The sequence below is a fragment of the Pseudomonas jessenii genome, assembly GCF_002236115.1.
GTDB classification, from domain to species: Bacteria; Pseudomonadota; Gammaproteobacteria; order Pseudomonadales; family Pseudomonadaceae; genus Aquipseudomonas; species Aquipseudomonas jessenii.
Map to the genome: position 1 here is coordinate 750,291 of NZ_NIWT01000001.1, position 21,262 is coordinate 771,552.

18 protein-coding genes are annotated in these 21,262 nt (G+C 60.8%); 9 read left to right on the top strand and 9 right to left on the bottom strand.

The annotated features are described in order from the left end of the window. Positions 1 to 119 precede the first annotated feature (119 nt). From PSJE_RS03440 to PSJE_RS03475, 8 genes are all read right to left on the bottom strand, one after another. Entirely contained in the window at positions 120 to 614 is a 495-nt protein-coding gene (locus PSJE_RS03440) for a carbohydrate binding domain-containing protein (protein WP_090455095.1), read from the bottom strand. Positions 615 to 863: 249 nt separating this feature from the next. After that, positions 864 to 2,300: an amino acid permease gene (locus PSJE_RS03445; protein WP_090455094.1), complete on the bottom strand. Its 1,437-nt coding sequence runs from the start codon at positions 2,298 to 2,300 to the stop codon at positions 864 to 866. Positions 2,301 to 2,508: 208 nt separating this feature from the next. Continuing rightward, entirely contained in the window at positions 2,509 to 4,764 is a 2,256-nt protein-coding gene (locus PSJE_RS03450; protein WP_090455093.1) for an ATP-binding protein, read from the bottom strand. Then, the gene (locus tag PSJE_RS03455; RefSeq protein ID WP_090455092.1) at positions 4,761 to 5,534 is read right to left on the bottom strand and encodes a substrate-binding periplasmic protein; all 774 of its coding nucleotides are present in this window, start codon (positions 5,532 to 5,534) and stop codon (positions 4,761 to 4,763) included. Before PSJE_RS03455 ends, PSJE_RS03450 begins: the two co-directional genes overlap by 4 nt. 5 nt (positions 5,535 to 5,539) lie before the next feature. Further along, on the bottom strand, positions 5,540 to 6,256 hold the full coding sequence (locus PSJE_RS03460; RefSeq protein WP_090455091.1) for a response regulator: 717 nt from the start codon (positions 6,254 to 6,256) through the stop codon (positions 5,540 to 5,542). A 92-nt stretch (positions 6,257 to 6,348) separates the two neighbouring features. After that, positions 6,349 to 6,996, bottom strand: coding sequence for a TetR family transcriptional regulator C-terminal domain-containing protein (locus PSJE_RS03465; RefSeq protein ID WP_090455090.1), 648 nt, complete (start codon positions 6,994 to 6,996; stop codon positions 6,349 to 6,351). A gap of 213 nt (positions 6,997 to 7,209) precedes the next feature. Beyond that, on the bottom strand, positions 7,210 to 7,998 hold the full coding sequence (locus PSJE_RS03470; protein ID WP_090455089.1) for a class II aldolase/adducin family protein: 789 nt from the start codon (positions 7,996 to 7,998) through the stop codon (positions 7,210 to 7,212). 75 nt (positions 7,999 to 8,073) lie between these two features. Further along, positions 8,074 to 9,123 carry an ABC transporter substrate-binding protein gene (locus PSJE_RS03475; RefSeq protein WP_057714928.1) on the bottom strand — a complete coding sequence of 350 codons (1,050 nt, stop codon included), beginning with the start codon at positions 9,121 to 9,123 and terminating at the stop codon, positions 8,074 to 8,076. A 315-nt stretch (positions 9,124 to 9,438) separates the two neighbouring features. Here PSJE_RS03475 and PSJE_RS03480 point away from each other — a divergent pair, with 315 nt between their 5' ends. Together PSJE_RS03480 and PSJE_RS03485 are read left to right on the top strand one after the other, a co-directional pair. Beyond that, complete coding sequence (locus tag PSJE_RS03480; protein ID WP_090455088.1) at positions 9,439 to 11,400, top strand: oxidoreductase; 1,962 nt, start codon at positions 9,439 to 9,441, stop codon at positions 11,398 to 11,400. A gap of 178 nt (positions 11,401 to 11,578) precedes the next feature. Then, positions 11,579 to 12,175 carry a cupin domain-containing protein gene (locus PSJE_RS03485; protein ID WP_090455087.1) on the top strand — a complete coding sequence of 199 codons (597 nt, stop codon included), beginning with the start codon at positions 11,579 to 11,581 and terminating at the stop codon, positions 12,173 to 12,175. Here the strand turns inward: PSJE_RS03485 and PSJE_RS03490 are convergent. Beyond that, positions 12,172 to 13,104: a helix-turn-helix domain-containing protein gene (locus PSJE_RS03490; RefSeq protein ID WP_057714931.1), complete on the bottom strand. Its 933-nt coding sequence runs from the start codon at positions 13,102 to 13,104 to the stop codon at positions 12,172 to 12,174. The two genes, PSJE_RS03485 and PSJE_RS03490, sit on opposite strands and share 4 nt — an antisense overlap. A gap of 162 nt (positions 13,105 to 13,266) precedes the next feature. Here PSJE_RS03490 and PSJE_RS03495 point away from each other — a divergent pair, with 162 nt between their 5' ends. The 7 genes from PSJE_RS03495 (at position 13,267) to PSJE_RS03525 (ending at position 20,903) form a co-directional block, all read left to right on the top strand. After that, a complete protein-coding gene (locus tag PSJE_RS03495; protein WP_090455086.1) occupies positions 13,267 to 14,625 on the top strand; it encodes a glutamine synthetase family protein in 1,359 nt (452 codons plus the stop codon). A gap of 170 nt (positions 14,626 to 14,795) precedes the next feature. Continuing rightward, positions 14,796 to 15,884 (top strand): polyamine ABC transporter substrate-binding protein, encoded by a 1,089-nt coding sequence (locus PSJE_RS03500; RefSeq protein WP_057714933.1) that lies wholly within the window; start codon positions 14,796 to 14,798, stop codon positions 15,882 to 15,884. Beyond that, the gene (locus PSJE_RS03505) at positions 15,881 to 17,182 is read left to right on the top strand and encodes an NAD(P)/FAD-dependent oxidoreductase (RefSeq protein ID WP_090455085.1); all 1,302 of its coding nucleotides are present in this window, start codon (positions 15,881 to 15,883) and stop codon (positions 17,180 to 17,182) included. The genes PSJE_RS03500 and PSJE_RS03505 overlap by 4 nt, the downstream gene beginning before the upstream one ends. 239 nt (positions 17,183 to 17,421) lie before the next feature. Further along, positions 17,422 to 18,018: a paraquat-inducible protein A gene (locus PSJE_RS03510; protein WP_057714935.1), complete on the top strand. Its 597-nt coding sequence runs from the start codon at positions 17,422 to 17,424 to the stop codon at positions 18,016 to 18,018. Beyond that, entirely contained in the window at positions 18,015 to 18,671 is a 657-nt protein-coding gene (locus tag PSJE_RS03515) for a paraquat-inducible protein A (RefSeq protein ID WP_090455084.1), read from the top strand. The genes PSJE_RS03510 and PSJE_RS03515 overlap by 4 nt, the downstream gene beginning before the upstream one ends. Further along, positions 18,652 to 20,328 (top strand): PqiB family protein, encoded by a 1,677-nt coding sequence (locus PSJE_RS03520; protein ID WP_090455083.1) that lies wholly within the window; start codon positions 18,652 to 18,654, stop codon positions 20,326 to 20,328. The genes PSJE_RS03515 and PSJE_RS03520 overlap by 20 nt, the downstream gene beginning before the upstream one ends. Before the next feature lie 17 nt (positions 20,329 to 20,345). Further along, a complete protein-coding gene (locus tag PSJE_RS03525; RefSeq protein WP_090455082.1) occupies positions 20,346 to 20,903 on the top strand; it encodes a PqiC family protein in 558 nt (185 codons plus the stop codon). The last annotated feature ends 359 nt before the right edge of the window (positions 20,904 to 21,262 follow it).

Genomic DNA, 21,262 nt, shown 5'->3' on the forward strand with positions numbered 1-21,262 from the left:
ACATCACAGTTGACTGACTTACCGCAATCGCGAGCAAGCTCGCTCCCACAGGAAAATGTTGTGTACTTGCTTTATTCATCACGACTGGTAGAGGCAGTGGAACCATTTCGACCGCGTCATTACCCCGGAAGGTCCGCCTTGAACTTCACGTTGTCGAGGTAGATCGGCCCCACTAGCGCTGGTTCCAATACAGATTGAAACGCAATGATCAATTGGACGTTCTCCACGCCCAACGGTATGACGTCGTGGTGTTCATAGAGTTTCTGGGGCTGAGACAACCAAAAAAAGATAGGCATGATGAAGACCGGAAACGGCTCGGCAAGGCTCCATCCGAGCAGTGTGCAAAACATTATTGGTGGATCTTGCCGTTTGACAGCCGTGTCCTCAGCTTTGAACTCAGGCATGGAGGCCTGAAGGGAAAGATCGAACTCTCCCGGGCCGGCTCGGAAACGGCCCGTATCGAGCCTTAATGTCTCATGCTTACCCACTCTGATTTGAGCCCTGTAGCTATCTTTGTGTATGACGACTTTTGCTCTTCCACCGGACTCGGTCACTGCCCAATGTTCGAAGTTTCCGGATTCAAAGTTTCCGTTGCTGATCAGATTACGTTTCATGAGGACGCTCCTTTCTGGCCGGTTTGAAGCTCGCATTACCGAGCGGTGGGTACTGCTTCATTAGGCTGTGGAGGCTGCATGTAATCTACTGTCAGATCTGACAGTCGCGACCAGCGGCTAATCGCTTGAATCAACTGTGGGAGCGAGCTTGCTCGCGATAGCGGTAGACCAGTCAACAGTGATGTTGGACCTGATGCCGCCATCGCGAGCAAGCTCGCTCCCACAGGGGGAAGTGGTTATCTGGAGGTGTTATGCAGCCGGCAAGCTCGGCGCCAGCACCGCCCCGCGCTTGCGATGAATCAGGAAGTACGCGCCATAACACAGCGCAATGAATCCAAAGCCCCAATACAGCGACGGACGCTGGGTTTCATCCAGGGCCAGGAACACGAACAGCGAGCAGCACAATGTGATGCACATCAGCGGAAGCACCGGGAACCACGGCGCGCGGTATTTCAGGTCGCTGAGTTTGCCGCCGTCACGCAAATACGCCTTGCGGAACTTGTACTGCGCCAGCGCGATGACAATCCAGGTCACGGTGCCGGACATGCCGCTCACCGCCATCAGCACCATGAACAAGGTGTCGGCGGCGACGAAGCTGGTCATCAGCGACACCAGCGCGAAGCACAGGGTGATGCTCAAGGCGCGCAATGGCACGCCACGCTTGCTCAAAGGCGACAGGCTCTTGGGCGCCATGCCGGTTTTCGACATCGCCCACAGGATGCGCGTCGAGGCATACAGGCCGGAGTTGCCCACCGACAGGATCGCGGTAAGGATCACGAAGTTCATCAGGTCGGCCGCATAGGGAATGCCGACCATGTCGAACACCTGCACGAACGGGCTTTCCATCAGGCCCGCCTGCTGCCACGGCACGATGGCCGACAGCACGATGATCGCCAGCACGTAGAAGATCAGCACACGGAACACCACGTTACGCACGGCGCGGGGAATGCTCTTTTCCGGCTGATCGGTTTCACCGGCAGCCACGCCCATGATCTCGCAACCCTGGAACGCGTAGACCACGGTCATCATCACCGCGAACACGGCTGACAGGCCGTTGGGGAACAGCGAATCGCCGATCAGGTTGGTCGCCATCGGCGCGGGTGCGCCGCTGCTCAGGGGCATCACGCCGAAGATCACCAGCACGCCGACCACGATGAAACCGAGAATCGCCGCCACCTTGATCCCCGAAAACCAGTATTCGGCTTCACCAAAGGCGCGGGTCGCCATGGCATTGATACCGAACAGCACCACCACGAACAGCGCCGACCAGTACCAGATTGGCACCTCCGGGAACCAACGGGTCATCAGCATGCCGGCGGCGGTGAACTCCAGACCCACGGTGGTGGCCCAGCTCATCCAGTACACCCAGCCGATCATGAACCCGGTGGCCGGGCCGATGTATTTTGTGGCGTGGGTCTGGAACGAACCGGACACCGGCATCTGCACCGACAGTTCACCCAGGCAGACCATCACCAGGTACATCAGGAAACCCGCGACCAGGTAAGCCAGGATCGCCCCCACCGGGCCGCCCTGGTTGATGGTCACGCCAGAGCCCATGAACAACCCGGTGCCGATGACGCCGCCCAACGACAGCATGAAGATGTGCCGGCTCTTGAGGGCCCGGGTCAGCTGGATGCCTTTACGATCAGTGCTGTGATCAGTGCTGCGATCAGTGTTTTCGTTCATGTCGGCACCTCAGCAGTCAGAGAGGTGCGCAGCGCGCGACAGGACGTCACGGCGCAGGGAGGGATCAGCTTTACGGCAATTCATTATTATTATCTCCAATAAGCTTCGAAGACCGCGCTGCGGCGGTTGCGTCGATTATTGGAAAGCCATGTAAGTTCGCGTTGACCGTTAAGATCGAAGTTGTTCGAAGTCGTAACAAACCTGTACGTCAGCTCTGCAATAGGCCTTTGAGAGTATCGAGCGAATGCTGCAATTGCTCATCGAGCGTGAGGCTCATGCGGCGGATCGCCGATTCATCGTTTGCCAGCGCCAAGGTCTCCAGCGCCCTTAACGTGCTGGCCAAGCCCCGAAAACCCAGGGAATCACAGCTACCGGCCAGGCGGTGAGCCAGTTGCGCGACCTCTGTGCAGTCATCGGCGGCCATGGCTTCATTCAGCGCGTCGCGGTGCTGCAGGATCGAGTCGCGCAGAACCGCCAGCAGACCCTGGACCTTTTGCGCACCGAGCAGGCTGCGATGGGTCTGTAACAGCGGCCAGTCCATTGCCTCATCGCTGAGCAGCGATTCGGCCACAGGCACATGCCCTTCCAGCACCTGGCGCAGGTTTTCCAGTTTCAGGGGCTTGGCCAGGACACCGTCCATGCCGGCCTCCAGATAACCGCGCACCAGTGCCGGTTGCACGCTGGCGGTCAGGGCGAAAATGCGGGTATGGCGGTTCGCCCCGTCGCTGTGGCGGATCTGGCGGCATAACTCGACACCACTAATGCCCGGCAGATGCACGTCCAGCAGTATCAGGTCGAACACCTGCGCCGCGCAGTGTTGCAGCGCCTGATCCGCTTCTTCGGCGAGCCACACCCGGTGGCCGTCCCGTTGCAGCAAGCCCTTGACCACTTCGCGGTTGAGCGCCACGTCTTCGACCACCAGGATGTTCAGTGCCGGCCCCGCCGCCCGAACCGGCGGGGCCTCAGCCACGCCGCTGGCCGGCTGCAAGGACAACTCGAACCAGAAGCAACTGCCGCGCCCCTCTTCACTGTCCACGCCGATGCAGCCCCCCATCTGCTCCACCAGGTGTTTGCAGATCGCCAACCCCAACCCCGTGCCCCCAAAACGTTGCGCGACTTCTTCGCTGGCCTGGGTGAAGCGCTCGAAAATCTTTTCCTGCATCTGCGGGGCAATGCCGATGCCGTCGTCCGTGACACAGACCCGCAGCCGCTGTCCCAACTGTTCGCCGGTTTCGCTGAGCAGCGCCACCTCGACGCTGACTTCGCCGCCTTCGGTGAACTTGATCGCGTTGGCCAGCAGGTTGCTCAGCACTTGGCGCAGGAACTGCTCGGCGCCGTGGTGATGCTCGGCAATCCGCTGATCGACGCGGCAACTGAGGATCGTGTCGTTGTTCAGCGCTCGCGGTTCCAACAGAGTCAGTACTTCGTCGAGCAACTGGCGCAGCGAGAAATCCACCGGTTCGGGATGGCTGACGCCCTCCTCCAGCTTGGCGAAATACAGCACTTCGTTGAGGATTGTCAGCAAGCCTTCGCCGGCCTTGTGCAAGGCATCCAGGCGTTTGCCGTCCTGGGCATCCAGCCGAGCACCGCGCAGCAATTCGGCCATGCCGAGAATGCCATTGAGGGGTGTGCGCAGTTCGTGGCTCATGGTCGCCAGGAACCGCGACTTGGCAAGGTTGGCCGCTTCCGCTTCGTCCTTGGCGCGCATCAGGCTGGCGGTACGGCGCTCGACCATTTTCAGCAGTTCGTCACGGTTGTCCTGCAAGGCCAGCCGATCGGTTTCCCGGCGCTCGATGTCCCGCAGGATCGCCCGGCGCATGTCGTCCAGCGCATGGGCCACGGTGTCGATTTCGTCACTGCCGCGGCGTTTGTCCAGGTGCAAGGGTTCCTGCCATTCACCGGCGGCGATACGCCGGGCAAACTCGGCCATGACTTTCAGGTGCCGGGTCACCAGTCGATAAAACAAGCCCGACAAGGCAACGGCCAGACCGCAGAGAAACACCGCCATCCACAACAGGCTGGTCAAACCGGTGGCGTAGAGTCGCTGGTACACCGCCCCCAGATCGGTGCTGACTTCCAGTTCACCCAAGTTGCGCAAAGGGCCGGATGGCGGCTGATAGTCCAGGGCAAAGCGCTCGATGCGCAGCGGTCCCGCAGGGGCCGGATTGCCCTGTACCAGGTCGAAATCGGCGCTGGTCAAGTGCACCCGCGCGACGTCGGAGAAGTCCACCAGCCCGCGCAACTGCACATTCAACTGTTCCTGGTTCAAGTCCCAGAGGCTGCGTTCCAGGCTGGCCAGGTACCCGGCGCGGATCAGTTCCATGCGCGAATCGATGTCGCGCATTTCCCGTCGATACTCGATATACAGTTGCACACTGCTGGCCAGCACGGTGAAGCACAGGCTGAACAACAGAATGAACAGCAACAGGCGTCGCAACAGTCCACCGGGACGGGCGCGAATCATTGCGCATCCGCCGGCAGGTTGATCATGTCGCGGTAGGTCACTTCGCTTTCGTTGAGCCAGCGCTCGATGTCACCGGCATCGACCATGCGCTGCAACTGCGCATTGATCTCGGGCATGCGAGTGGCCAAGGGCGAGCGCCGCGACACGGCAACCCGCAGGTAGTCCACGTTCAACGCCTTGGGCAAGGCGACGATGTCCTGGCCGCCGGGCAGGTTTTCCACGTACAGCTGGCCGGTGCGCCGCTCCTGAGTGATGAAGTCGATGCGCCCGCGAATCAGCTTGCCGAAGTTCTGGTGGCTGTCGGAAACCCATTCGATATTGTTGTTGCGCGCGACCATACGATCGAACTCCACGCCGTAGCTCTCACCGAACAACAGGCCACCGCGGTAACGGGCCAGGTCGTCCAGTTGTTCGAATTTCACCGGATGCTGGCGGTTGACGAACAACGCCACTTCTTCACGCAATACCGGCACCGTCGAGAACAGCATGCTCTGCTCCCGTTGCGCGGTGCTGTAGGCCAGTACCACATCGACCCGGCCTTCGGCGGCGTCCAGCAGGCAGCGTTTCCAGTTGCCCAGCACGACCATCTCGACTTCATACCCCAGTTGACCGAACAAGTGCTTCACCACGCTGGGCGCCAGGCCACGCACCTGCTTGCCATCACTCCAGGAGATCGGCGGGTACACCGGGTAATCGCAATAGCGAACCTTGTCCGCCGCGACGGCATGGCCGGCCACCAGTATCGCCAGCAGGCAAAGCCATCGCGCCATCGGCTTCAGGCCGCCACGCTGGCGGTGAACAGGTAACCGGCGCCGTGAATGGTGATGATCAACTGGGGTTCGGCCGGATCGTCATGCAACTTGCGGCGCAGGCGCCCGACCAGCACGTCGATGGAGCGGTCGTTGGGCACCCATTCGCGGTTGCGGATCTGGTCCATCAATTGATCGCGGCTGAGGGTGTGGCCGCTGTTGCGCAGGAACACGCTGAGCAACTGGTATTCGCCGTGGGTCAGCAGGGTTTCGCTGCCGGACGGATCGATCAGGCGACGGCGGTCGGTGTCCAGCGCCCAGTCGGCAAACTGCTTGACCGGTTTGGCCGCCGCGATGGCGGGCGCAGGCGTTTGCGCATGACGTACCCGGCGAATCAGGTTTTTCGCCCGGGACACCAGCTCCCTTGGATTGAGGGGTTTGATCACGTAGTCATCGGCGCCGCATTCGAGGCCGACGATGCGGTCGATTTCATCGTTGCGCCCGGTGATCAGGATGATCCCGACCTCCGAACGTACCCGCAACTCGCGGGTCAGGGTCAGGCCGTCCTTGCCCGGCAGGCGGATGTCGAGCATCACCAGGTCGACGCTCTGGCTGGCTAGGAAGGTTTCCGCCAGTTCCGCCGTGGCGGCGCAATGGACGTCGTAACCTTCCTGGGACAGGTAGGCGTGTAGCAGATCGCGAATCAGCGGATCGTCATCGACGATCAATACCCGAGGAGTCATCGCTTGGTATCCGGCATAGGCCCGAGGGCCAGTTTCTTATTAGAGTGTTTTCCTGCGTCGGCGCCAGAGAGTATCGATTGCTGAACGACTGATCAACAGTCGCTCGTCTGCACGCAGAAGCGCTGTCGTCCGCCGGCCTGCAAACCATCGACCCAGGCCTCGCAAATCTGGATGCCCTGCTCCGGGGTGAAGGTGCCGGGGTTCAGCCCGGACTCCAGCCACAAGCCGTCGAGCAAGGCGCTGAGGCTGATGGCGGCGAGGTCGGCGTCGAAGCTTTCCCAGCCCTCCTCCTGAGCCAGTTCCGCCAGCACCTTGCGCAGGATGCCGCGATACTCGCCATAGGAATGATCGTGGGCCTGGTTGATGGCCTCGGCGGTTTTCACTGCGCCCCAGAACGCCAGCCACGCATCGATCAGTTGCGGATCCAGCAGCTCGGCGGAGAACGATCCGCGGAAAAACGCCGACAAGCGTTCCCGGGCATTCGGCGCGGCTTGCTCCATGGCGTCACGCAGCAAGGTCATGACCCGCCCGGTGATCGCCATGTAAGCCTCGGCCACCAGTTCATCCTTGCCGGAATAGTGATGGCTGATCAGCCCCACCGAGACCCCGGCCTCGGCGGAAATCTTGCGGATCGACGCGCCCTGGAAGCCATGACGCTTGAGGCACACCAGCGTCGCCTCGATCAGGTTGGCTTTGCGCAACTCCGGTTCCATGCGGGAAAAACGGGCTTCCTGATTCATGGGCGACACGCTCCTTGGTTCAATCGTTTAGGCCCGCGCGGGGTAGCGGCGGGCTGAACGAATGTACAGCAAGAGCGGGCAGTTTCTCTAGTCGGGTGTAAGCCAGGGGGACCGTGGCGCGCCCATCGCGAGCAAGCTCGCTCCCACAGTGGTTTGCCCTGTGGGAGCGAGCTTGCTCGCGATGGCGTCAGTCCATACAACACAGGATCTGGATCAGTCGCGGTAACCCGGCGCCACTCGATCCAGCATTCTCAACAACGCCGCCCAGGCAAGTTGCATGGCATCCGGATCACTCAGCTCCCCTTCCTCCAACGGCCGCCCCGGATCATTGAACTGCCGCTCGGTATGCGCGCAGACCTCGTCAGACGGCAGTACGACTTCACCGGCGGCCTGGGCGGCCAACTGGATTTCACAGGCCTTTTCCAGGTAATACATGCGCAGGAATGCCTGGCTCACGGTTTCGCCAACAGTCAGCAAACCATGGTTGCGCAGCATCAGTACCGATTTGTCGCCCAGGTCCGCCACCAGCCTTTTTTGCTCGCTCAAATCCAGCGCCACGCCCTCGTAGTCGTGGTAGGCAACACGGCCATAGAACTCCATGGAAATCTGGTTCACCGGCAACAGCCCGCACTTCAACGCCGCCACCGCGCAACCGGATTTGGTGTGGGTGTGCAGCACGCATTGCGCGTCTTCGCGGGCGCCATGAATAGCGCTGTGGATCACGAAGCCAGCCGGATTGACCGGGTACGGCGACGGTTCCACAGCGTGACCATCAAGGTCGATCTTCACCAGATTGGACGCGGTTATTTCATCGAACATCAGCCCGTAAGGGTTGATCAGAAAGTGATGCTCCGGCCCCGGAATGCGCACCGAGATGTGGGTGAAGATCAAATCGGTCATGCGAAAGTGCGCAATCAAGCGGTAACAGGCCGCCAGTTCCTCACGCAGGCGCTGCTCGGTGGCGCTGCATTCGGGTGCCAGGTGGGTGGCGATGTTGTTCATTCTTGTGGTTCTCCAGGCTGATCGGCTGGGGCAGACAGTAAGGCTGGACGCTCGGACACGTCCAGCCATCGGCAGTTATTTGCTGGCCCAGGCGTTGAAGCGCTCTTCGAGCTCTTCGCCATGATCGACCCAGAAACCGACGTTCATCGACAGTGCGCCCTTGAGGTTCTGCGGCGCGGTGGGCACCCATTGCGCCAGTTTGTCGTCCAGCCGTGCGGCGGCCTGGGTGTTGGTCGGGCCGTAGGGGATCTGTTGCACGTAGTTGACCTGGGCGTCCGGTTGATTGGCGAAGGCAATGAATCGCTTGGCCTGATCCACATGTTTGGACCCTTTGATGATCGCCCAGTAATCCATGCCGTACAGGCTGCCGGGCCAGACCAGCCCCAGGTGGCTGCCTTTCTGCGCGGCGTCGGCGATGCGCCCGCTGTAGGTCGAGGTCATTACCACATCGCCGGCGGTCAGCCATTGCGGCGGTTGCGCGCCCGCCTCCCACCACTGGATGTAAGGCTTGAGCTCAGTGAGTTTGGCGAATGCCCGGTCCACGCCCTGCGGGGTGCTGAGTACCTTGTAGACGTCTTCGGTCTTGACCCCGTCCGCCAGCAAGGCGAATTCCAGGTTGTACACCGCGCGTTTACGCAGCCCACGCTTGCCGGGGGTTTTCTTCACGTCCCAAAAGTCTGCCCACGAGGTCGGGGCCTGGGCCAGTTTGTCGGTGTCGTAGGCAATGGCCACGCTCCACACCAGCGCAGCGGAGCCGCATTCCTGTGCCGCTTCGGGGATCAACTGGTCGGCATGGCCCAGACGGGTCCAGTCCAGGCGCTCGTACATGCCTTCCTCGCAACCGCGCATCAGGTCCGGGCCTTCGATCTGCACTACGTCCCAGTCGACGTTTCCGGTATCGACCATCACTTTGATTTTGGCCATTTCGCCGTTGTATTCGCTCTGGATCACTTTGCTTTGATCCACGGCGGCGAAGGGTTGAAAGAACGCCACGTCCTGGGCTTTTTGTCCGGCTCCGCCGTATCCGACCACCACCATGTCCGATGCTGCCTGAGCGCTGCCCAGGCCCATGGCCACGGACAACACCAAGGGATAAAAACCGTGCTTGAGCGTGTGCGATTTCATCAGTGGTTCCTCTTGCAGGTGCCACGGGACCCAAGGCCCGCGCAGCCCTTTTTTATTGTTGTGAGGTTTGGCCCTGGAGCGGGCTCGAGACGAAACTACTGCAAGGCATAGTAAAAAAACAAGTTGATTTTTTACTGAAGGTAAATTTCTATAGATAAAAATAACAACACCGAAAACCTTATGCCTCTGTAGGAGCGAGCTTGCTCGCGATGGACCTGAGGGCGACGCGTTCATCCAGACAACACGCGTTATCGTTAACGTCCATCGCGAGCAAGCTCGCTCCTACAGAGGTAGCCTGCCAGGAGTACCCGCACCATGCCGACCTCTGCACCCGCCTTCGCGCACCTGTTCGAACCCCTGGAGATCCGTGGCAAGCGCCTGAAGAACCGCATCATGTCCAGCGGTCACGACACGTCGATGCCCACCGACAACCTGGTCAACGAACAATTGATCGCCTATCACCGGGCACGGGCCGAAGGCGGAGCCGGGCTGATCGTGCTGCAAGTGGCCGGGGTACATGACAGTGCGCGCTACACCTCCCACGTGCTGATGGCCACCGACGATGCGTGCATCGAGGGCTACCGCAAACTGGCGCAAACCTGCCATGCCCACGGCACCCTGGTGTTGTCCCAAGTGTTCCATCCGGGGCGGGAGATCATGGAGTCCAGCGATGGCCTGCTGGCGGTGGCCTATTCCGCATCGTCGGTGCCCAACGAACGTTTCCGGGTGATGCCCCGCGCGCTGGACCAGGCAATGATCGACGAGATCGTCGCCGGTTATGCCGCTGCCGCCCGCCGCCTGCATCAGGCAGGCATTGATGGCGTCGAGGTCGTGGCCAGCCACGGTTACCTGCCGGCACAGTTCATCAATCCGCGGGTCAACCGGCGTACCGATGGCTACAACGGTGAGCTGGACCAGCGTTTGCGTTTTCTGCGCGAGGTCATCGCCGCCGTGCGCGCGGCGACCGACCCGCAGTTCATCATCGGCCTGCGCATTTCCGCCGACGAGCGCGACCCGGAAGGCCTGACCGAGGACGAATCCCTGGCCGCCGTGCAGTCACTGCAAGCGCAGCTCGATTACGTGCATATCGTCGCCGGCACCTCGGCTTCCCTTGGGGGCGCGGTACATATCGTGCCGCCCATGGCGATCGAAGCCGCGTACCTGGCCAAGGAAGCCGGGACGTTCAAGGCCAGTTTGAACATTCCGTTGTTCGTCACCGGGCGCATCAACCAGCCCCAGGAAGCCGAGCTGATCCTGGCTCGTGGCCAGGCCGATGTGTGCGGCATGACCCGGGCACTGATCTGCGATCCGCAAATGCCCAACAAGACCGACACCGGCCGCGTCGAAGACGTGCGGGCGTGCATTGCCTGCAATCAGGCGTGCATCGGCCACTTCCACAAGGGCTTGCCGATTTCCTGTATCCAGCACCCGGAAACCGGACGCGAACTGATCTTCGGCGAACGGCGACAAGCGCCACAGCGCAAACGCATCATGATCGCCGGCGGTGGCCCGGCCGGGATGAAAGCCGCCACCGTCGCGGCCCAGCGCGGCCATGAGGTGACGTTGTACGAATCCAGTTCGCAACTGGGCGGTCAGGTGTTGCTCGCGCAATTGCTGCCCCGGCGCAGCGAGTTCGGCGGTGCCAGCACCAACCTGCAGCGGGAAATGGAACTGGCCGGCGTGCGCGTAGTGCGCAATACCCGAGTCGACCGGGCACTGGTGGAACAGGAAAAACCGGACATGGTGATCGTCGCTACCGGTGCCGAGCCCTACTGGCCGCCCTTCGAGCGCGGTGGTGAGTTGCAGGTGGTGGACGCCTGGCAGGTATTGCGCGATGAAGTAAAGATTGGTCGCTCCGTGGTGGTCGTGGACTGGCGCTGCGACTGGATCGGCCCCGGCATCGCCGAACGCCTGGTTCGCGCCGGGCATCAGGTGCAACTCGCGGTCAATGGCACCCATTGCGGGGAAAACCTGCCGCTGTACGTGCGCGATCAACTGGCCGGCGAGCTGCATAAACTGGGGGTGCCGATCACGCCATATGCGCGGTTGTATGGCTGCGATGACAACACGGTTTACCTGCAACACACCGCCAGTGGCGAACCGATGCTGATGGAGAACATCGACACGCTGGTGCTGTGCCAGGGGCATCAGCCGGTCGATACCCTGGGCGCGGAGTTGCAAGGGCTGGTGGCGTTTCGCCGGATCGGTGACTGCCTGGCGCCGCGCACCGCCGAAGAAGCAATTTATGAAGGCCTTAAAGTCGCGTGGGAGCTTTAAGGCTGTTTATACTCCGGGGCTTAGACGGCTAACACCAACCCTGTAGGAGCGAGCTCTGCTCGCGATGAACCCGAGAACACCGCTGGGTGTCAGGCTTCCAGCGTTATCGTTGGCGACCATCGCGAGCAAGCTCGCTCCTACGGGGATTTGCGCCACTCCTCCCGGTTCGGATTTGACCATGAGCAACAGCAGCACCACACAGCCCGCACCCGGCAACGCCGAACCGCATTTTCTCGGCACGCGCATTCGCGGCCTGCGCAAGCGTCGGGGCATGACCCTGACGGAACTGGCGCAACAGAGCGAACTCACCGCCGGCTACATCAGCCAGCTGGAACGCAACCTCGCCTACCCGTCGATTCCGGCGCTGTTCAACATTGCCCGCAGCCTCGGCGTCACCATCCAGTGGTTCTTCGCCAGTGAAGCGGTCACCGCGCCCGAAGACGATGGCATCGTGGTGCGCAAGAACAGCCGCCTGAACGTGCATTACGAAGACGGCATCGTCGACCAGTTGCTGACACCGCAAGCCAACCGCCAACTGGAAATGCTCCACTCGCGTTTCCCGCCCGGCACCTACAGCCAGCAAAGCTACAGCCACGACGGTGAAGAAGCCGGCTACTTGCTCTCGGGGAGTTTCGAGTTGTGGGTGGGCGAGCGCCATTTCCAGCTCAATGAAGGCGACAGCTTCAGCTTTTCCAGCCAGGAACCGCACCGCTATGGCAACCCCGGCGATGTCGATGCGGTGGTGATCTGGGTGATTACACCGCCGACGTTCTAACGTCGGCCGCGACCAGGGGACGGCGTGACACTCGCACGCTTGAGGGTGTCGCTCGGCAACTCCTTGAACAGCGCACGATAGCTGCTGGAAAACCGCCCCAGATGCCAGAACGACCAACGCATCGCCACTTCAGCCACGGTGGTTTGCGTCGGCGTGCGACTCAGCAATTCGCGGTGGGCACTGTTGAGTCGGCGCAGGCGCAGCCACTGGGTCGGCGACATGCCGGTGTAGGTCTTGAACGCATGCTGCAACTGACGCAGTGAAAACCCCGCGATCTGGGACAATTCCAGCAGATTGAGATGTTCTTCCGGGGTGTCAGCGGCCCATTCCCCTACCCGTTTCATGATCGAGCGCTCCCCGGCCCGACGCTGCAAGGCGCCCTGGTCGAGGCCGACACACGCGTTGTCGAGGATGAACAGGCAATCTTCCAGCAGTTGCTGGGTCAGCGCTTCGCGGCTCGGTGGATCGAAGGTCTGCGACAGCCGCGTCAAGGTTCCGCTGAGCCAACGACAAAACAGCGCGTTCTGCTGGGCGTTGAGCGGTGCCATGAACAACCCTTCAAGCCTGGCGATGTCCAGGCTGTGGCGCTTTACAAACTCCGGCCCGAACACCACGGCGATTTCCTGGTAGTTCTCCGGGGTGATCCAGATGTTGCGGCTTTCACCATTCAACACGTACAGCGCGTTGTCACCGCGATCGAAACAGAACGATAACGAACCCTGGGGCGCGCTGAAATTCTGCTCGACCCGGGTGTTCATCGACTCTTCGTAAATCTCCACGCCCTGCAGATCCAGATAACGCACCCTACCCGCGAAGTGCCCCGGCGACATCTGCTGGTATTGCTGCACCCAGCCCGGCGTGGCGCGGATTTGCTCGGCGACATCGGCGGTGTTGAACGCTTGGACCTGGAGGGAACTGGAACCTGTCATGGGGCGACCTTACGCACTCTTTTGGTGCGTTTTGTGCTGCTTAAAGTGGATAGATGGAACCGCAAGGCTCGCACAAGATAGTCGTCAACGCGCTACAGGGGAAGTGTCCGGCGGATGAAACCGGTCTCTCCTGGCGTTAATAAAACCAATAACGAGGTCTTTATGAATGTCCCTTTCGATCAGCTGTTCACTTGGCTGAAAGATCACAAGATTACCGAAGTCGAGTGCGTCGTCAGCGATCTGACCGGCATTGCACGCGGCAAAATTGCACCGACCAACAAGTTCCTGCATGAGCGAGGCATGCGCCTGCCGGAAAGTGTCCTTTTGCAAACGGTAACCGGGGACTTTGTCGACGACGACATCTACTACGACCTGCTCGACCCGGCGGATATCGACATGGTCTGCAAGCCGGACGCCGACGCCGTCTACGTGGTGCCATGGGCCATCGAGCCGACCGCCATCGTGATCCACGACACCTTCGACAAGTTCGGCAACCCGATCGAACTGTCGCCGCGCAATGTGCTGAAGAAAGTCCTGCAGTTGTACACCGATAAAGGCTGGCGGCCGATTGTCGCGCCGGAAATGGAGTTCTACCTGACCCAGCGCTGCGAAGACCCGGACCTGCCGCTCAAGGCGCCGATGGGCCGTTCGGGCCGCGCCGAAAGCGGTCGTCAGTCGTTCTCCATCGACGCGGCCAACGAATTCGACCCGCTGTTCGAAGACGTCTACGACTGGTGCGAACTGCAAGGTCTGGACCTCGACACGCTGATCCACGAAGACGGCCCGGCGCAGATGGAAATCAACTTCCGTCATGGCAACGCCCTGGACCTGGCCGACCAGATCACCGTGTTCAAGCGCACCATGCGTGAAGCGGCGCTCAAGCACAACGTGGCGGCGACCTTCATGGCCAAACCGGTCGGCGACGAGCCTGGCAGCGCCATGCACCTTCACCAGAGCGTGGTGGACATTGCCACCGGCCAGCCGATCTTCGCCGATGCCGATGGCAACATGAGCGAGCTGTTCCTGCATCACATTGGCGGCCTGCAGAAGTACATCCCGAAAGTGCTGCCGATGTTCGCGCCGAACGTCAACTCGTTCCGCCGCTTCCTGCCGGACACCTCGGCACCGGTGAACGTCGAGTGGGGCGAAGAAAACCGCACCGTCGGCCTGCGCGTGCCAACCTCCAGCCCCGACGCCATGCGCGTCGAGAACCGTCTGCCGGGCGCTGACGCCAACCCGTACCTGGCCATCGCCGCCAGCCTGCTGTGTGGTTACCTGGGCATGGTCGAACGCATCGAGCCAAGCGCTGCAGTACAGGGCCGCGCCTATGAGCGTCGCAACCTGCGCCTGCCGATCACCATCGAGGACGCCCTGACCCAGATGGAAGAATGCGACACCATCAGCCGCTACCTGGGCAGCAAGTTCGTGCGGGGCTATGTCGCGGTCAAACGCGCCGAGCACGAGAACTTCAAACGGGTGATCAGCTCCTGGGAGCGTGAGTTCCTGATGCTCAGCGTCTAAAAAACCCGCTCTCGCATGGGATCACACATCCCTTGTGGGAGCGAGCTTGCTCGCGATGAGGCCAGTGAATCCAATATCTTCGTTGACTGACAGGCCGCCATCGCGAGCAAGCTCGCTCCCACAGGTAGGTGATCACCTGAAGAATCCAATAATTCCAAGAAGGTATCGATATGCGCTTATTGAAATCCATGGTCCCGGCCGCACTCGCGGTCTTGTTCAGCGCCGTTGCCCAGGCTCAGCCACAGGTCAGCGTCTACAACTGGACCGACTACATCGGCGAAACCACCCTCGCCGACTTTCAGGCCAAGACCGGGATCAAGGTGATCTACGACGTATTCGATTCCAACGAAACCCTGGAAGGCAAACTGCTTGCCGGTCGTACCGGGTATGACGTGGTGGTGCCGTCCAACCACTTCCTCGCCCGCCAGGTGAAGGCCGGCGCGTTCCTCAAGCTCGATCGCGAGCAACTGCCGAACTTCAAGAACCTCGACCCGAAATTGCTGGCGCTGCTGGAGAAAAACGATCCGGGCAACGCGCACTCGGTGCCGTACCTGTGGGGCACCAACGGCATCGGCTATAACGTCGACAAGGTCAAGGCTGTGCTGGGCATCGACAAGATCGACTCCTGGGCCGTGCTGTTCGAACCGGAGAACATCAAGAAGCTCAGCGCCTGCGGCGTGTCGATGATGGACTCGGCGGACGAAGTGTTCCCGGCGATGCTCAACTACATGGGCATGGACCCGCGCAGCGAAAACCCCGAGGACTTCAAGAAGGCCGAAGCCAAGCTGCTGCAGATCCGCCCCTACATCACCTACTTCCACTCCTCCAAGTACGTGTCGGACCTGGCCAACGGCGATATCTGCGTAGCGTTCGGATACTCGGGTGATGTGTTCCAGGCCGCCAACCGCGCCAAGGAAGCCGGCAACGGCGTGAACATCGCCTACGCCATTCCCAAGGAAGGCGCCAACCTGTGGTTCGACCTGCTGGCCATCCCCGCCGACGCCAGCAACCCGAAGGAAGCTCATGCCTTCATCAACTACCTGCTGGACCCGCAAGTGATCGCCAAGGTCAGTGAGTCGGTCGGCTACGCCAACCCGAACCCGGCCGCCAAGCAGTACATGGACCCTGAGCTGGTCAGCAACCCCGAGGTTTATCCGTCCCAGGAAGTCCTCGACAAACTCTACATCTCCACCACGCCGCCGCAGTCGATCATGCGCCTGATGACCCGTTCGTGGAGCAAAGTGAAGTCCAACAAATGAATCAGTACACCAAGGAACACACCCACTCCTATTACGCAGCGTCCGCCAAGGGCATGAGGCAGCGCCCCGCGCTGGCCTCGGACCTGGTGGCCGATGTCTGTGTGGTCGGCGCGGGTTTCACCGGCATCAACACCGCCATCGAGCTGGCCCAGCGTGGGCTCTCGGTGGTCCTGCTGGAGGCCCGACGGATCGGCTGGGGCGCCAGCGGGCGCAACGGCGGCCAGTTGATTCGTGGTATCGGCCATGACGTCAGCGGTTTCGCCAAGCACATCGGCGCCGATGGCGTGCAATACCTGGAACACGCCGGGAACGAGTCGGTGCAAGTCGTGGCCAATCGCATCCGCGAGCACGGCATCGATTGCGACCTGAGCTGGGGCTTCTGCGAACTGGCCAATACCCCGGCCCAGTTCAAGGCGCTCAAGGCCGAGCAGGTGCAACTGATTGAATCCGGCTACGCCTTTGAAACCCGACTGGTGGCGCCAGAACAAATCCGTGAACAGGTGGTGAACTCCGGTGTGTACGCCGGCGGCCTGGTGGACATGGGCTCTGGGCATTTGCATCCGCTGAACCTGGTCCTTGGCGAAGCCCAAGTCGCCGAGTCCCTTGGGGTGCGGATTTTCGAGCAGAGCCCGGTGCTGGAGTTGACCCATGGCAGCACGGTGCAAGTGCGCTGCGCCGGTGGCACTGTGAGTGCAGGCACGTTGGTGCTTGCTTGCAATGCCCATCTGGAAGAGCTCGAACCGAAGCTCAGCGGCAAAGTACTCCCGGCAGGCAGCTACATCATCGCCACCGAACCCTTGTCGCAAGAGGCCGCTGCAAAACTGATCCCGCACAATGTTGCGTTGTGCGACCAGAAGGTCGGCCTGGATTACTACCGGCTCTCGGCTGACAGGCGCTTGTTGTTCGGTGGTGCCTGCCATTACTCCGGGCGCGATCCTTCGGACATCAGCGCCTACATGCGCCCGCAGATGCTCAAGGTGTTCCCGCAACTGGCCGATGTGCGCATCGACTATCAGTGGGGCGGCAAGATCGGCATCTCGGCCAACCGCTTCCCCCAGGTCGGGCGCCTGAGCCAGCACCCGAACGTGTTCTACGCCCAGGGCTACTCAGGCCATGGCCTGAACGTGACCCACTGGTGCGCGAAGTTGTTGGGCGAAGCGATCCATGCCGGCCACAGCAAAGGCTTCGACGTGTTCAGCGCCGTGCCGCACATGACCTTCCCCGGCGGACGCGCACTGCGTTCACCCTTGCTGGCCCTTGGCATGTTCTGGTATCGGATGCGGGAAATGCTGGGCTGACGTAGTCCCGCCGGGCGCCTGCTAACCACTGTGGGAGCGAGCTTGCTCGCGATAGCGACCTGAAATCCAATGATTGGGTTGTCTGGCACACCGCTATCGCGAGCAAGCTCGCTCCCACACTGTTTTACGTATTCCCTCTTCTACCATCCCCTTGTTTCGACTTTCGATTTGCTCAATTGCGAGTCACTTCTATATTGAGGGAGTGCTCTGAACTTCCTGCCTTCTGTCGAGCTTGACCCATGGCAACTACTGATCAGCTGATCATCTGCGAGCACTGCGACAGCGTGTACCAAAAAGTGACGCTCGCCAAACATCAAAAAACCCTGTGTACACGCTGCGGCGGCGTGCTTCAGCGCTATAACGGCCTCACTGTGGAGCAGCGTCTTGCGTTGACCTTCACCGCGTTGATGCTCTGGATATTCGCCAATTTCTATCCGGTAATGAGCATCAACCTCAAAGGCGTGAAGAACAGCGCAACGCTCTGGGACTCGGTGCTGGCCCTGAGCCTGGGGCCTATCACCTTCATTGCCATGGTGGCGGCAATCGCCATGATCATCGCGCCGATTTTCCAGTTGCTGCTGCTGATCTGGGTGCTGGGCTTCGCACTCGGCGGGCGACGCTCGCCCGGATTCAAATTCTGCATGCGCTGGCTGGAAACCCTCAGGCCCTGGAGCATGCTCGAAGTCTGCCTGCTGGGCGCCATGGTCGCGGTGATCAAGCTCGCCGGACTGCTCGATGTGCTGCCCGGCATAGGGTTGTTTGCCCTGGCGGCGCTGAGCCTGATGATGATCCGCATCGCCGGGCGCGACATTCGCGAACTATGGGACATTGTATGAGCACGCCTCCTTACGCCGACGAGCTCAACCTGTGCCTGTGCCACACCTGCGGCCTGGCCTGCGACATGACTTGCGAGCCCCACGAATGCGAGCGTTGCGGTGCACCGCTGCACCGGCGCAAAGCCAATTCTCTGGCCCGCACCTGGGCCTACATGATCGCGGCCCTGGTGTTCTACATCCCGGCCAACCTGTTGCCGGTGATGAACACCGAGATGGTCGGCAACGGTGCCGACAGCACGATCATGAGCGGCGTGCTGGAGTTCTGGGAAGCCGGGGCCTGGGATATCGCCCTGATCATATTCATTGCCAGTATCGCGGTGCCGGGAATCAAGTTCGTCGCCATCACATTGCTGCTGGTCACCGTGCAACGCGACAGCGAGTGGGCACGCAAGGAGCGGTCGACGCTGTACCGCTTCGTCGAAGTCATCGGTTACTGGTCGATGCTCGATGTGATCGTGGTCGCCCTGGTGGCCTCGCTGGTGAAATTCCAGGCCCTGGCCGACATCGAACCGCGCCCGGGCATTCTGTTCTTTGGTCTGGTAGTGGTGTTCACCATGCTTTCGGCAATGAGTTTCGATCCCCGCATGATCTGGGATAAAGAACGGGAAAACCCACACAATGAGGAGGTCACTGATGAAGTCACAAGCCACTGACGGGCCACAAGCCCCCGGGCAGGCGCCGATCAAGACCCGCCGTTTCAGCGTTTCGCTGGTCTGGATCGTCCCGATCGTCGCGGTGCTGGTGGGTATTTCGCTGGTGGTCCACAGCATTTTGCAGCAGGGCCCGACCATCGTTGTCACGTTCAAGACCGGTAACGGCCTGACCGCGAACAAGACCGAGGTCAAATACCGCAATGTCGTGATTGGTCATGTCTCCGATGTGGAGCTCAGCAGTGACCAGAAAAGCGTCAACGCCACCATCAAACTGGAAAAGCAGGCCGAAAGCTTTACCCGCGAAGATTCGCAGTTCTGGGTCGTGCGGCCGCGCATTGGCGCGGGCGGTGTGTCGGGGATCGATACGCTGCTGTCGGGCGATTACATCGGGGCCGATATCGGCCAGGCCAACGGCCGGGCAAAAAACTTCATCGGACTGGAGAATCCGCCTCCCATCACCTACGGCGAACCGGGCAAGCGTTTTACGCTGTTCACCCAGGACCTGGGGTCGCTGGACATCGGCTCTCCGGTCTACTACCGCAAGATCCCCGTGGGCCAGGTGGTGGCCTACGCGCTGGACCCGGATGGCAAGGGCGTGAACATTGAACTGTTCATCCATGCACCCAATGACAAGTACGTCACCGAAAACACCCGTTTCTGGAACGCAAGCGGCATTGACGTGAACGTCGGCGCCAATGGCTTTGCGGTCAAAACCGAGTCGCTGTCTTCCTTGCTGGTGGGCGGCATAGCCTTCCGCGCGCCCGACTACAGCCCCAACGACAAGCCGGCTGCCGCAGAGTACGCCTACGAATTGTTCGAGGACCAACAAACCGCCCTGGCCCCGCCGAACGGCAAGCCGCAATACCTGGCCATGCGCTTCGACCAGGCACTGCGCGGGCTCAAGGTCGATGCCCCGGTGGAGTTCCTCGGTGTGGAAATCGGCAAGGTAGTGGCGGTCAATCTGGATTACGACGAGAAAAAGCGCTCCTTTCCGGTCAACGTCGGTATCGTGATCTACCCGCAGCGCCTGGGCCAGGCCCATGTCAAAATGCTCAAGGCGCTCAATCATGACCCTGATAACGAAGCCGCTGGCGTACGCTTGATCGGTACCTTTATCGAAAACGGCCTGCGTGCCCAGGCCCGCACCGGCAACTTCCTGACCGGCCAGTTGTACATTGCCCTGGACTTCTACCCCAAGACCGACAAGGTCGCCTTCGATGTAAACGCACGCCCGGTCATGATTCCGACCCTTCCCGGCAGCCTCGAGCAATTGCAGGAAAAACTCGAATCCATGGTCGACAAGATCAACAAACTGCCGATCGAGCGTATTGCCGGCAATCTCGATGGCAATCTCGTCGAACTGCGCAAAGGCATGATGCAATTCAACGGAAAGATCTTGCCTGGCGTGCAAACCACTTTGTCGGATGTCAGCAAGACGCTGGAAACGGCCAATTCGACCCTGCAGTCGGCCAGTTCGACCTTGGCCGAGGATTCGCCGCAACGGGAAAAACTGGGGCTAACCCTGGATGAACTGGGACGCACGTCCAGATCCTTGCGTGATCTTTCGGATTACCTGGGACGGCATCCGGAATCGCTGCTTCGCGGTCGTCCGAATAATGCCGCCCCCATGGATCTGCAAGGGCCACCGCGCAATTGAACACAGGAGCAACACCCATGGCTTTACCGCTGAAGTTCACCCTGGTCACCGCGATGTTGCTGCTCGCCGCCTGCCGCAGTGACCCGATTCAATTCCATACCCTGACCCCGGCCCAGGAGGGCAATCACTCAAGGACCACCGTCGGCGTGATCCAGATCGAGTCGATCAGCGTGCCGCCCCAGGTCGATCGTGCGCAGATCGTCATTCGCGAGGGCAACAGTGGCCTGGCGATCCTGGAAACCCAATGGTGGGGCGCGACCCTGGTGGACGAACTGCGCAGTGCGTTGGTCGATCAACTGAGCAACAGTCCTGTACAAGGCCGACACTCGGTGCGGGTCGATGTGCAGCGTTTCGACTCGGTACCCGGCCAGTACGCCTTGATGGACGTGGAATGGCGCCTGCGCAGCGCCAGCACCGGCGACACGGCACGGTTGATTTGCCGCAGCACCCTGCAAACGCCCTCGGGTGCGAGCATCGATGACCTGGTGCTTGCCCAGCAAAACAACGTCAAACGCCTGGCCGCGCTGATCAGCCAGGCTGCCGTCAGACCACAGGCAACCTGCCCTGCGCCCTGAATGTATTCATCCCCAGGATTAACGGCGACAAGTTCGCCGTTAATCCGTCCTTCCTGTTTCCTGCTGTCATTCCCCGCGACAGGCGGCCCGCAGCAACTGGCAACGTCAAATACGCCGAGGCACACGACAAAAAGGCAGCCGGGGCAGCGTCATATTCTGATCGGCGGCATCGTTTGATCGACGAGTCGAAACACAGCGGGCACAGTGCTGCTAATCTGAATGAAAATTACATGTATTAACGGTTTTTTTGACGTTATTTTCTCATTTGGATCTCTACATTTCCCGCACTTCAAAAACATGCAAATGATTCGCATTGGTTAGCTGGCGTTTCAATGCCCATGACTTTCAAAAAAATGTAC

Coding starts and splice junctions, on each gene's coding strand:
- PSJE_RS03505 (WP_090455085.1), top strand. CDS start 15,881: ATGAATCAGTACACCAAGGAACACACCCACTCCTATTACGCAGCGTCC.
- PSJE_RS03460 (WP_090455091.1), bottom strand. CDS start 6,256: ATGACTCCTCGGGTATTGATCGTCGATGACGATCCGCTGATTCGCGAT.
- PSJE_RS03445 (WP_090455094.1), bottom strand. CDS start 2,300: ATGAACGAAAACACTGATCGCAGCACTGATCACAGCACTGATCGTAAA.
- PSJE_RS03450 (WP_090455093.1), bottom strand. CDS start 4,764: ATGATTCGCGCCCGTCCCGGTGGACTGTTGCGACGCCTGTTGCTGTTC.
- PSJE_RS03490 (WP_057714931.1), bottom strand. CDS start 13,104: ATGACAGGTTCCAGTTCCCTCCAGGTCCAAGCGTTCAACACCGCCGAT.
- PSJE_RS03455 (WP_090455092.1), bottom strand. CDS start 5,534: ATGGCGCGATGGCTTTGCCTGCTGGCGATACTGGTGGCCGGCCATGCC.
- PSJE_RS03500 (WP_057714933.1), top strand. CDS start 14,796: ATGCGCTTATTGAAATCCATGGTCCCGGCCGCACTCGCGGTCTTGTTC.
- PSJE_RS03480 (WP_090455088.1), top strand. CDS start 9,439: ATGCCGACCTCTGCACCCGCCTTCGCGCACCTGTTCGAACCCCTGGAG.
- PSJE_RS03525 (WP_090455082.1), top strand. CDS start 20,346: ATGGCTTTACCGCTGAAGTTCACCCTGGTCACCGCGATGTTGCTGCTC.
- PSJE_RS03465 (WP_090455090.1), bottom strand. CDS start 6,996: ATGAATCAGGAAGCCCGTTTTTCCCGCATGGAACCGGAGTTGCGCAAA.
- PSJE_RS03440 (WP_090455095.1), bottom strand. CDS start 614: ATGAAACGTAATCTGATCAGCAACGGAAACTTTGAATCCGGAAACTTC.
- PSJE_RS03495 (WP_090455086.1), top strand. CDS start 13,267: ATGAATGTCCCTTTCGATCAGCTGTTCACTTGGCTGAAAGATCACAAG.
- PSJE_RS03520 (WP_090455083.1), top strand. CDS start 18,652: ATGAAGTCACAAGCCACTGACGGGCCACAAGCCCCCGGGCAGGCGCCG.
- PSJE_RS03475 (WP_057714928.1), bottom strand. CDS start 9,123: ATGAAATCGCACACGCTCAAGCACGGTTTTTATCCCTTGGTGTTGTCC.
- PSJE_RS03470 (WP_090455089.1), bottom strand. CDS start 7,998: ATGAACAACATCGCCACCCACCTGGCACCCGAATGCAGCGCCACCGAG.
- PSJE_RS03485 (WP_090455087.1), top strand. CDS start 11,579: ATGAGCAACAGCAGCACCACACAGCCCGCACCCGGCAACGCCGAACCG.
- PSJE_RS03515 (WP_090455084.1), top strand. CDS start 18,015: ATGAGCACGCCTCCTTACGCCGACGAGCTCAACCTGTGCCTGTGCCAC.
- PSJE_RS03510 (WP_057714935.1), top strand. CDS start 17,422: ATGGCAACTACTGATCAGCTGATCATCTGCGAGCACTGCGACAGCGTG.